Origin of the sequence: Glutamicibacter sp. V16R2B1, from assembly GCF_005774635.1 — a bacterium.
GTDB classification, from domain to species: domain Bacteria; phylum Actinomycetota; class Actinomycetes; order Actinomycetales; family Micrococcaceae; genus Glutamicibacter; species Glutamicibacter creatinolyticus.
The window spans coordinates 74233-85932 of the sequence record NZ_VATX01000015.1 but is presented as its reverse complement, the minus strand read 5'-3'; the positions used below and the strand labels follow the sequence as shown (position 1 = coordinate 85932).

The 11700-nt window shown below is 67.9% G+C and carries 10 protein-coding genes; 2 read left to right on the top strand and 8 right to left on the bottom strand.

Features of this window, described 5'->3' with window-relative positions:
- Positions 1-112 precede the first annotated feature (112 nt).
- On the top strand, positions 113-1105 hold the full coding sequence (locus tag FDN03_RS10445) for a hypothetical protein (RefSeq protein WP_138176698.1): 993 nt from the start codon (positions 113-115) through the stop codon (positions 1103-1105).
- Between the two features lie 24 nt (positions 1106-1129).
- Here FDN03_RS10445 and FDN03_RS10440 read toward each other — a convergent pair whose 3' ends face one another.
- Positions 1130-2416 (bottom strand): MFS transporter, encoded by a 1287-nt coding sequence (locus FDN03_RS10440; protein WP_249354503.1) that lies wholly within the window; start codon positions 2414-2416, stop codon positions 1130-1132.
- 193 nt (positions 2417-2609) lie between these two features.
- Between FDN03_RS10440 and FDN03_RS10435 the strand changes: the two genes are divergently transcribed.
- A complete protein-coding gene (locus FDN03_RS10435; protein ID WP_138176695.1) occupies positions 2610-3149 on the top strand; it encodes a YdeI/OmpD-associated family protein in 540 nt (179 codons plus the stop codon).
- A gap of 95 nt (positions 3150-3244) precedes the next feature.
- Here the strand turns inward: FDN03_RS10435 and FDN03_RS10430 are convergent, their stop codons facing one another.
- The 7 genes from FDN03_RS10430 to FDN03_RS10400 form a co-directional block, all read right to left on the bottom strand.
- The gene (locus FDN03_RS10430; RefSeq protein ID WP_138176692.1) at positions 3245-5161 is read right to left on the bottom strand and encodes an NHL domain-containing thioredoxin family protein; all 1917 of its coding nucleotides are present in this window, start codon (positions 5159-5161) and stop codon (positions 3245-3247) included.
- A 127-nt stretch (positions 5162-5288) separates the two neighbouring features.
- Positions 5289-6068 carry a hypothetical protein gene (locus FDN03_RS10425; RefSeq protein WP_138176688.1) on the bottom strand — a complete coding sequence of 260 codons (780 nt, stop codon included), beginning with the start codon at positions 6066-6068 and terminating at the stop codon, positions 5289-5291.
- Entirely contained in the window at positions 6058-8193 is a 2136-nt protein-coding gene (locus FDN03_RS10420; RefSeq protein WP_138176685.1) for a cytochrome c oxidase assembly protein, read from the bottom strand. Before FDN03_RS10420 ends, FDN03_RS10425 begins: the two co-directional genes overlap by 11 nt.
- A gap of 120 nt (positions 8194-8313) precedes the next feature.
- On the bottom strand, positions 8314-9552 hold the full coding sequence (locus FDN03_RS10415; RefSeq protein ID WP_138176681.1) for a Dyp-type peroxidase: 1239 nt from the start codon (positions 9550-9552) through the stop codon (positions 8314-8316).
- A complete protein-coding gene (locus FDN03_RS10410) occupies positions 9553-10143 on the bottom strand; it encodes a copper chaperone PCu(A)C (protein WP_138176678.1) in 591 nt (196 codons plus the stop codon).
- A 224-nt stretch (positions 10144-10367) separates the two neighbouring features.
- Complete coding sequence (locus tag FDN03_RS10405) at positions 10368-11003, bottom strand: copper resistance CopC family protein (RefSeq protein ID WP_171021215.1); 636 nt, start codon at positions 11001-11003, stop codon at positions 10368-10370.
- 65 nt (positions 11004-11068) lie between these two features.
- Positions 11069-11674 carry a hypothetical protein gene (locus tag FDN03_RS10400; RefSeq protein ID WP_138176672.1) on the bottom strand — a complete coding sequence of 202 codons (606 nt, stop codon included), beginning with the start codon at positions 11672-11674 and terminating at the stop codon, positions 11069-11071.
- Between the last annotated feature and the right edge of the window lie 26 nt (positions 11675-11700).

Sequence of the window (11700 nt, the reverse complement as noted above, 5' to 3'; positions counted from 1 at the left end):
GGCGGCGACAGGTGCTGGCGGTACCCTGGAGGGCAACGCCGTACGGCGCGGTAATTTAAGAACTCACCAGCGCAGCCGATACCCTTATGGGGAGATGAACGCACCTAATCCTGTGACCCGAGTCGCTCTGCGCTGGGCCCTCGTAGTACTTGCCCTTGTGCTCCTGTTCGCCGCGGCGATCATAGTTTGCAACCGAACGATCTGTTCCCCGGCAGCACAGGTCAAGCACCTGCATCAGCTGTTGGAGGAAGGCAAGGGCGCCGAGGCGCTGGGTCTGCTGGGGGCCAAGGTGCCCCAGGGGGACGCGGTGGCCCTGGATGGCGAGGTGCTTTCCCGCACCCAGTCCGGCATCACCGAATTCGAGGCGGATACGGCCCAGCAGGATCAGGATGTGCCCGGCAGGGTGACGGTCACCGCCCACTACAAGGCCCACGGGGTGCCCAGCGAATCGACCTATGCGCTGCACCATGACGGGAAGTCCTGGATGTTCTTCGACACCTGGAAGTTCGAGGAAGTCACCCTGCCCACCGTGCAGATCAAGGCGAACACCGTCAACGAGATCGAGGTCAACGACCAGAAGATCCCGCTGCAAAAGGGCCGCACCGAGCTTCCGGTGTTCTTCCCCGCCGTGCTGGACGCCGGGTTTGAAACCAAGAACTTCAAGGCCGACACCCGCGGCAAGCTGATCACCTCCCCGGTCCAGAAACCGGTGGAGATCGCCCTGCGCACCGAGCCGACCAGCCATTTCACCCAGAACATCAGCAAGCAGCTGAAGAAGTACCTGGATGGGTGCGCCACCCAGAAGGTGCTGATGCCCACGAACTGCCCGTTCGCGTATCACACGACCGCGCGGGTGGATGCCAAGACCATCAAATGGCAGATCACCGACTACCCCAAGCCGAAGGTGTCCTACTATGACGGGGCCTGGGTGCTGGGACCGCTGACGGTGAAGGCCGAGCTGCAGCTGACCGAACAGGATCTGCGCACCGGTGAACTAAAGCCGAAGGTGGTCAAGGACGCGTTCGGGTTCAACGCGAACCTGGACACCAGCACCACCGAGGTCAATGTGCGCCCCGTGGCCGCCGTGGAACAGCCGGCCCACTAGCCGGTCGCAGCCGGGGCGCCGACTCTAGCCCTCGCCCTCACGTCCCGTGGGTTCTTCCTGGTGGCGCAGCCGCAGCAGCTGCACCTGCCGGCGCAGCGGGATCGCATCGGCACGGAACTTCTGCCACAGGATCAGGGCAATGATCCCGGAGACCAGGGAGGCGCCCGCGCCCAGCCCGACCGCCATGCGCGGCCCGAACAGGGTGGCCAGCCAACCGACCAACGGCGCCCCAATCGGGGTGCCGCCCTGGACCACCATCAGGTACAGCGCCAGCACCCGGGCCCGGTATTGTCCCGGAACCGAGGTCTGCACCATGGTGTTGCAGCTGTTCAGGAACGTGAGTGCAAACAAGCCGATGGGGACCAGGGAGAGCGCAAAGAGCGTGTAGGTCGGCATCAGGGCGGACAACAGCGCGCTGGCCCCGAAGAACGTGGCGCCCAGAATGATGTAGCGCCACCGCGGCCGGGAGCGCCGGGCCGCCAGCAGGGCTCCGGCGAAGGTGCCCACGGCCATAATGGTTCCCAGCATGCCGTACTCCCCCGCCCCGACCCCGAACACCTGGGCCGCCATCATGGCGTTGGTCAGTTGGAAGTTCAGCCCAAAGGTGCCCACCACGAACGCCAACCCAAAGATCAGCAGCAGGTCACGGCGTCCACGCACATAGGCGAACCCCTCCTTCACCTGGCCCTTGGCCCGCGCCACCCGCTTCGCCGCGTGGATTTGGCTGCGGTCCAGGTTCGTCAGCGAGAACAGCACCGCAATGAATGAGAACCCGTTGATCAAGAACGCCGGGCCGGTGCCGAACGCGGCGATTACCAGGCCGGCCACGCCGGGGCCGGCCAGCCGGGCCAGGTTGAAGTTCGCACTGTTCAGCGCCACCGCGTTGGTCAGGTGGGTACCTGGCACGATCTCCGAGACGAACGCCTGGCGGGCCGGGGCGTCAAATGCGGAGCCGACGCCCAGCGCGGTCGCCAGCACGTACACGTGCCACAGCTGGGCCACATCGAGCAGCACCAGGGTGCCGAGCACCAGGGCGCACAATCCCATGAAGCTTTGGGTGCACAGCAGCACCTTGCGTTTTTCGTAGCGGTCGGCGATCAGTCCGGCATAGGGGGCCAGCAGCAGCACCGGCAGGAACTGCAGGCCGGTGACGATGCCGGTGGCCGTGCCGTCGTTGTTCGTCAGCTCGGTGAGCACCAGCCAGTCCTGCGCGACCCGCTGCATCCACGTGCCAATGTTCGATACCAGCGCGCCGATCACCCACAGCCGGTAGTTGCGGATCGACAGTGCCCGGAACATCTTCGTAGCCACGTGTTCTGATAGCCGGCCCAGTCGGGTGCCGGCGTTCCTCCTCACCCTTTGTAGTCTAGCCACGTTGCCGGGACCCGAAACGGTGCGGTCATGAAACTTTCACCCCGCCTGCTTCCCGCTGCGCCTGGGCTTCACACCCCGGGGGCTTCAGTGCCTAGAATTAACCCAGGCACACACCGGAAGGAACATGGCAATGGCCAGCGCAGAAGAAACCCTGGAACTCAGCGGCACCACGCGCCTGATTGGCGAGCGGCTGATCCTTGAATTTGATGCCGACTCCAGCGGGCTGCTGCCCAGCCGCGGCCAGGTTGCCGTGCGCCTGCAGTCCGCGGACAGCACCCCCACGGTGGTGTTGGAACCCGATGGCCGGCGCGGGCACTGGCTGGCGCTGGACCAGGACGCCACCGCGGCATTGGCCAGCGGCCCGGGCGAGCAGCTGACGCTGCGGGCCACCCTGGCCGAGCAGTGGCCCGAGACCCGCGTGCCGCAGGACCTGGCCGAGGCGCTGGAGGAGGCCCAGGATCTGGAGGGGACCTGGGAGAGCCTGACCCCGATGGCCCGCTGGGAATGGGTGCGCTGGGTGGGGGCCACCAAGAACCCGTCAACCCGCCAGCGCCGCGTGGAAGTGAGCATCTCCAAGCTGCGGGACGGCAAGCGCCGCCCCTGCTGCTTCGACCTGTCCTCCTGCACCGACCCGGAGGTCGCCAAGAGCGGCAAGCTCATCGAGGCGTAGTCGGCCACCGAACCACAACAGCGGGCCGCCCACCGGATCCTCTCCGGCGGGCGGCCCGCTGCCTTGCTCTTCGTACGGCCCTTCCCGTACGCGGGTTAGTTCACCCCGCGCAGGTCCAGCTCCAGCTGCTGGTCCCCTTCGGCATCCAGCAGCACCGGGATGCCCCAATCCTGCTGGTACAGGTGGCAGGCGGCGTGGTCCGGAATTTCTCCACCCGGCTCCCCGTCACAGGCGGCGGCGCGGGCGGTGATGTGCAGGACCCCCTCGGGCACGTCCGGGTTCAGGCTCAAGGTGCGTTCCAGGCCCACCGAGGTGCCGGCCCCCTCCAACAGCAGCTCCTCCGGGCTGGCGGAGATCTTCAGCTGGGTCGGGTCCCCCCACCGGTCATCGAGCTTCTGCCCGCTCGGGGCGGCGAAGCGCACGGTGATCCGGTGCTGCCCGGAACGCACCTTGGTACGCGGACGCTGGGTCTGGCTGGCGCCCTTGTCCACTGACAGGGCCTCTGCCGGGACCGGGATGCGCACCAGCTGGTGAGCGTTGGTTTCCACGATCAGCAGCACCGGGTCCCCGTCCACCGAGTCATCCAGCAGCACGTCCGCCGGTTCCTTCAGACCCTTGGCCAGGGTGGAGACGGTTTGGTTCACCGGATCGTAGCGGCGCACCGCCCCGTTGTAGGAGTCGGCCACCGCCACCGAACCATCGGGCAGGTTCGCCACGCCCAGCGGGTGCTGCAGGCGGGCCTGTTCGGCCGGCCCGTCACGGAACCCGAAGTCGAACAGGCCGGTGCCGATGGCGGTGGAAACCTGAAGGGCCTGGCCACGCTCATCGGTGGTGACGCTGCGCAGCGCACTGGTTTCGGAGTCCGCCACCCACACGGTGCCCTGCGCGTCGATGCTCAGCCCGGAGGACTGGGCGAACCAGGACTCATGGGCCGCACCGTCGGCCAGCCCCTCCAGGCCGGTGCCGGCAAAGACGCTGACCGCGCTGGTGCGCGGGTCGAAGGAGAAGATCTGGTGGGTGCCGGCCATCGCCACGATTACCTTGCCCGCCGGGTGGTAGACCACGTCCCAGGGCGAGGAGAGGGAAATGTTCAATGCATCGGTGCCCAGTTCGGTGGGCTGTTCGGTGTTCCGGGCCGTTTCGGCATCCAGCAGGCGCTGCACGCCGTTGCCGGCCAGGGTGCCGACCTTCCCGGTGCCCAGGTTGACCGAGCGCAGCCGGTGGTTCACGGTGTCCGCCACGACCACGTCGTAGCCGACCTCCTCGGCCAGTTCGGCCGGCAGCAGGCTCAACCCCTGCAGTTCGTTGAACTGGGCGCTGTCCGCGTCCCCGTCCGCGTAGCCGCGCACCCCGGAGCCGATGGTGCGCACCACGCTGGACAGGTCCGGCCCCAGCTCCACCAGGCGGTGGTGGCCGGAGTCGCCGACCAGGAAGTTCCCGTTGGGCAGCGGCATGACCTTGCCCGGGAAGCGCAGGTCCCCCTCGCGGGCCGGCGGGGCCACGTACGGCCCATCCCCACGGTGCAAGGTGCCCTTCGCCTCGTGCTCGGCAACCAGTTCGGCGACCAGGGAGCGCAGCCCGGCCGCGTGCCCCTCCCCGGAGAGGTGGGCGACGATGTAGCCCTCGGGATCCAGCACCACCAGGGTGGGCCAGGCGCGGGCCGCGTAGGCCTGCCAGGTCTGCAGTTCGGGGTCATCGAGCACCGGGTGCTCAATCTCGTAGCGTTCCACGGCGGCGGCCAGCGCGTCCGGGTCCGCCTCGTGTTCAAACTTTGGCGAATGCACGCCCACGGTCACCAGCACGTCCCGGTACTCTTCCTCCAGCGGGCGCAGCTCGTCGAGCACGTGCAGGCAGTTGATGCAGCAGAAGGTCCAGAAATCAAGCAGGACAATCTTGCCGCGCAGGGCCTCCAGGTCCAGCTGCCGCCCGCCGGTGTTCAACCAGTTGCGGCCCACCAGTTCGGAGCCGCGGACCTTGTATGCGGTGCGGACGGAAGAAGTATCAGGGCTCATGCCAAGGGCTCCTTAGGTTGGGGACAGCGGTGGCCGATGGCCGACCGGGATACGTCCATGGTAGTCGTGGCCCGCCCCGGCGGCGGTGCGCATGACGCTGTGCGAAGCCGGGGCCGGGCCGGCGGTGTTACAGCTGGCCCAGCACGCTGTCCATGATCTGCTTGGCGACCTGGCCGAACTGTTCATCGGCCAGCGATTGGCCGGAGATGAAGGAGACCATGGCCACGTACTGGCCCTTGGTCTGCACAAGCACCAGGGTGTCCTGGGCGGTGTCCGCGTTGCCGCGCCGGGTGTAGGCCAGCTGGGACTCCACCTCGCCGACCTGCGGGTTGCTGAACTTCAGCGTCTCGGTGTACTCGCTGCGGTTCAGCTTCACGCTGGAGCAGTCGGTGCGCATGGTCAGCACGGTCTTGAAGTGCTCCTCCACCGGGGCCCGGTCCGCGACCTTGGCCACCTCCACCGAGCCGGCGATGTTCCCGGCCTGGTTGGTGAAGTCGGTGCGCGCCACCTCGGTGCCCAGCTGCGCCGGGGACCAGTTCAGCGCCTCCAGCGGCTGCTCGCACTGGGAGGGCAGCACCACCACATCCTTCAGGGTGTCGGTGGGCGGGGTGGCCAGTTCCTTCAGCTGCTCCTGACCGATCCGCTGGGACTGGTCAAAACCCAGTTGGGCGGCGAAGACGGCACCGACCTGGGTGGCCAGCTCCACGGTGGAGGCCTGCCCGGTTTGCTCGCTGCTGCCCGGTTCGGGGCTGGGCAGCGGCTTGCCGCTGGGCTTCGGGTTGGCGGTGGCGGAGACATGGATGTCATCCTGCGGCATCTGCTCGGCCTGTGGTTCTGCCGAGCAGCCCGCCAGCAGCAGCCCGGCCACCAGCAGTCCAGCGCCGGCCCTGAATCGTTTAGCTGCCACGGTGCTCCCTGTGCTCAACTTGCTGCTCCATTTTCCTGTCCATCTGCTTCAGCCGGGCGAACATTTCGTTGTAGGCGGCCAGGTCCGCGTCCCCGTCACGGTCCGCCTGGCGGTCCACGCGCTTCTTCTCCCGGTCATCGCTGCGCGCCCAGGTGATCATCACGGCGATGGCGATCACCAAGGTCGGCACCTCGCCGATCGCCCACATCGCCCCGGCACCGACCACCTGGTCCTCCAGGGCGCTGCCGCCCCAGGTGCGGCCCATGTTGCCGAACCAGTCGGCGGCCAGCAGCGTGTCGGTGCTCATCAGCGCCACGGCGAAGAACGCGTGGAAGGCCACGGTGGCCAGCAGCAGCAGCAGGCGGAACGGGTAGTTGAAGCGGAACGGGATCGGGTCGGCCTCAATGTGGCTGAGCACGAACAGGTAGCCGGTGAGCAGGAAGTGCACGTTCATCAGCTCATGCCCGGCGTGGTAGCGCATGGCCGGTTCCAGGATCGGGGTGAAGTAGAAGATCACGATGGACCCGGCGAAGTTCACGGCGGCGAAGATCGGGTGGGTGATGACCTTCGAATACGGTGAATGCACCAGCCACAGGATCCATTCGCGGGCCCCGCGGGTCCCGTCGGTGCGGGTGGGCAGCACCTTCAGCGCCAGGGTGACCGGGGCGCCGAGCACCAGGAAGATCGGCACGATCATGGTCAATGACATGTGATCGACCATGTGCACCGAGAACTGGATTTTGCCGTACACGGTCAGGGCGCCGCTGGTGACATAGAACAGGGCCACCAGGCCCACAATCCAGCTGATCAGGCGCAGCACGCTCGGCTTGTCTCCGCGCCGGCGCAGGGTGATGAACGCCCACAGGTAGAACACCAGCAGGAACACGCACACCGCCACCCACAGCCAGTCCGGGCGCCACACCGTGAACCAGCTGGAGGTCTGCAGCGGTTCGGGCAGTTCATAGCCGGTCAGCAGCCGGGCCGGGGTAGGCTCGGCCGGCGGGTCATCCGGGGTGGGCGGCGCGGTGCGGGAGAGCACGGTGGCCACCGACATGGTGGTGCCCATCAGCGCCACCTCCACGGCGATTACCCGCCAGGCCGCGGCCACGGCACTGACCTTCCCGGCCAGCAGCCGGGGAATGATCCAGTTGCGGTGCGCCAGTCCCAGCGCCCCCAGGATGAGTGTCAGCACGATCTTGGTGATCACCAGGGTGCCGTAGGGGCTCAGCCACTGGTCCCAGTCGGTGATGCGGATCAGGGCGGAGACCAGCCCGGAACCGGCCATCAGCACGATTGCACCGGCGGCCAGGGTCGAGTAGCGGCGCAGCACCACGCCCAGCAGCAGCGGCCGGTCCTGGTAGCGTCCCGGGGCCGGGCCGGTCAGGGTGGGGGTCAGCAGCCCAAGCACCACCAGCCCGCCGAACCACAGCACCACGGCCAGCAGGTGCAGTCCGATGCCGTTGACCGCGGCGTAGTGGTCATCCCCGCCGGCGGCGTGGCCGATGAAGGCCAGCGGCACGATGCCCAGCAGCGAGAACCCGGCCACCAGTCCCACCCCCACCTGGGAACGCACGGCCAGGGCCAGGGAGGTGACGATCGCGGAGATCACGATCATCCACGCCCAGGCCCGCCCGGTGGCGATCTGCAGGATGTAGTCCAGGATCGCGGCGGTGTAGTTCGGTTCAAAGTTGATCGGCACCCCGGCCAGGTCCCAGAAGGTCAGGATCAGCACGCTGCCGGCGGCCAGCGTCCACACCACCCCGGCCCCTGCGGCCAGGTTCATGGCGCGGGTGAAGGAGGGGTGCTCCGTGCCGGCGTCGGTCACCGGGTTCTCCGCGGTGGGTCGGCGCGACTTGGTGCTGCGCGGGATGATGCAGGAGGCGAAGATCAGTGCGGCGATGGCCACGGACATCGCGGTGTGGTGGATGATCCGGCTGATCGGCAGCGCCCAGCGCACGAACCCGCCCGGATCAGCCAGCAGCCGGGGGGCGGTGATGCCGCCGACCAGCACGGCCAGCAGGAAAGCCACCACCATGCCCAGCACACCGGGGATGATGAAACGGGTCAGTTTCGGGACAGGCATGCCCAGCTCAGCCTGCCGGGGTTCGCGTGATTGTGTCGCCATAGCCTCTCCATCATCTCATTGCGCGCCAACCGCCGTTAAGCTTCCGGCGGCTGGTTGGCGCATCTCACATGTGCGCTTCCGAAGGGGCCGGGCCCCACGCCCGGGCCCCTTCGGACGGCGCTAGTGCCCTGCGGCCTGGAACAGCTGCTGGCCCAGGTACATGCCCTGGCTGATGCCCGGCAGCACCCCGTACACGGCCGAGCCGATGGGGGTGGTCCATTCGTTCAGGGCGTCCAGTTCGGCCAGCCGGGTTTGGACCGGGATGAAGCTGCGGGCCACATCCACCTGGTAGCTGGCGAACAGCAGGCCGGCACTCCCGCCCTCCTGGTAGCTGTAGCCGCGGCGCCACAGCACCTCATCCCCGCTGGCGGGCATCGCCCGGGCCACATGGGCGTGCCCGGCGATCGCCGGCAGCCCCAGTTCGGTGACCGCCTGCAGGTCCACCGGGTCCTGCGGGTGCTGCCCGGACAGCGGGGCGCCGTCGCTCTGCCGGCGCCCGAGCGCGAAGTCCCGGGCGGGGCGGTCCACCTCATCCCAGGTGTCCAGATCCATCTGGATCCGGCGCAGCACCAGGGTGGTGGCATCCGGGAACCAGGCGTCGGACGGCTCATGGCCGAACACCGCCAGCCGGCGGGTGTCATCCTTCGGGTTCGCGATCCCGTCCACCTGCCCAAACAGGTTGCGGAACGGTGAACCGGCCGGTTGGGAGCTGGCGGCATGGGTGAACCCGTGCTGCTCGTATTTCACCCGGGTGATCGAGCGCAGGTTCTTGCGCACCGAACGCACCGCGTGCGCCAGCACCGTGGGGTCCTCCGCGCACAGCTGGATCACCAGGTCCGACTGGCCGTACTCTTCACGCAGCCGGTCGATCTTGAACTTGGGCAGCGGTCCCAGGCTGGCGGGGGCCAGGTCGGGGCCGATCAGCCCGATCGCGGCACGGCTCAGGCCCACGGTCAGGCTCAGGTTCGCCGGCAGCTGCGCCATCTCCGGTTCAGTGTCGGCCAGCACCCCCTGGCCGGCCATGAGCCGAACCGCGTCATCGGTGATCATCCGCAGAATCGAGCGCAGCCGTTCGCGCTTCGCGGCGGGCTCCAACCCCTCCAGCACCATGTCGATGCCCAGGAACACGGCGTGGGCCTGCGGATTTTCCAGGATCCCGGGCTGGTGGCGCCCGTATGGGGAAAGGTATCCGGCCAGTGCCGGTTCGGGCGCCGCCGGGCTGGCGGCGGCCTGCTCGGCGGTGAGCTGGCCAACCCCGAACCCACTGACCAGCCCGCCCAGCGCCGCCACGGCGGAGCCGGTCAGCAAGGTGCGCCGCGAAGGTTCAGCACGGCGGGTCGATGCCGGAACCCCGCTCATTTAGTGCCCTCCCCCGTGCTCCTCGTGGGTGCCCTCGGTGTCCTGGGAGTGCTGCGAGTGGTAGCTTTCGTTCGCGCCGTCGTAGTTGCGGATGGGGAACTGCACGTCCTTGCTGGAGCCGTCGGCGAATTCCAGGCGCAGGGTGGCCACCTCGGCGGGCACCAACGGCTGCTTCAGGTCCATGAACATGATGTGGTTGCCGCCCGGGGCCAGTTCCACGCTCTGTCCGGCAGGAATCTGCAGCGCCCCCTCGATCTGCTGCATGACGGCATCGGTGCCCTGGCCGGCCATTTCATGGATCTGCAGGGTGTTGCCGTGTTCCTGGTCCACCACTGCCTCCAGCTCCACCGGCTGGTCGGAGTCGTTGCGCAGGGTGCCGAACGCGGCGCTCATTCCCTTTTCGGCGGCCTTCGCCCACGGGTCGGTGACGGTCACTGCGTCGGCCTGCCGGCTGGCGTGCTGTTCGTTGTGGCTGTTCTGGGCCGTTGGCTCCTGTGCGGTGCCGTCGGCTGGGGCGCAGCCGGTGAGCAGCAGGGCCGCCCCCAGGCCGAGGGCGGCAAGGGACTTGGTCGAGATCTTCTTTGACATCATGATTTGTTCGCTTTCTTGCCCGCCGCGCGTGCTCACCAGGGGTGCGCAGGGTAGGGCTGGGCGCGCCTCGCAGGTGGACCGGGAGGGCGCGCCGGATGGGCGCGCCACCCCGGAGAAATGCGTTGGGGTGCGCGGCAGCGGCGCGCGGCAACTGCTGGGCTGCGGCGGCGTGGCGGTAGGTTCGGGAGGTGGCGCGATTCCGCGCCGGAAATTTGGTGGAGGGGCTACTTCATGTTGTTGCGGCGGGCGAAGTTCACCAGCACCGCCACGGCGACACCGAAAATCGCTACGCCGACGATGATCCACACGATCGGGCTGATACCGGCGGCGGCCTCCTGCGGCGCGGTGGCCGGTTCCTCCGGTGACTGGGTGGCCGCATCCTGGACGCCGGCTTCGTCGCTGGCCTCGGTGCTCGGGGCCGCGGCGGTTTCGGTCGCGTTGCTGCCGGTCGCCTGGCCTTCGAGGGTGAAGCCCACGGTTCCGTCGATGGGGTGACCGTCGGAGGAAACCACGCGGTAGGTCACGGTGTATTCACCGTTGGGCAGCGGGTGGTTCGGGGTGGCGATGACATCCCGGCCCTTGACCTGCAATTCGTTGTCGAACTTTTGGCCCTCGGCGTTCGAGATGACCACCACGGTCATGTCTGCGCCCTCCACGTGCTGCAGTTCGCCGGAGAAGTTCAGCTTGATCTGCTCTGGCGACTCACTGATCGTCGATTCGTTCTTCGGGGTGGAGCCGGTCAGCTGATCGTGGGCGTTGGCCGCGGTGCCGGCGGTGAAGATCGCCAGCACGGCGATCAGCAGGGCCGCGAAGAGGCGTGCGGCGTAGGTCGTCTGGCGGGAGATGGCCAGGGTCTTCATGGGTTTTCCTTCCATCCCTGTCCGCAGGTGTTCCCCTGGGACAAGGCAGGTATTGAGTTCGGGGTTCAGGCGAAGGTCAATACGGCGGAAGGCGGTCCGCGCAGCAGCGGCAGCCGGTGGTCGTGCCGGCCGGAGAGCACCGGCACTTCACGAGTGTTCGTGGTGACGCGGGGCCAGGGGGCCGGGGCGGTGCGCAACAGCAGCAGCAGTCGGCGCACGAAGGAAAGGCTCAATATCTCCAGCACGGCCCGGGCCAGTCGTTCGCCCTGGCGCAGGGTGAAGATGGTCAGCACGGCGGCGCCCATGTGGGCGGCGAGCATGTCCAGCGACTCGGTCTGGACGGCTTGCGGGTTCACGCCCAGCGACATGACGTGGTTGGCGTGCACGCCGGTGCCGGTGGCGGCAACCAGGCTGGAGCCGTGGTGCGTCATGACCGACAGTGCCAGGTGGTAGAGTCCCTGGCTTCCGAAGACGAGCAGGCTCAAACTCAACAGGCTGTTCTTGCGCCCTAGCATCGCCATGGCCACCACCGCGGAGACGCAGGTGATCAGGACCATGACCACCAGGGATGCGACGGTGGGGACGGCGTGGGCGTGGGCGGCAAACGCCATCCAGGTGCACACAGCGGCAGCAAGCCATCCGCGCATGACGCGTGGTGCTGCTGTGCTCATGACTGTGCTACCCCTACCGGTTCGAG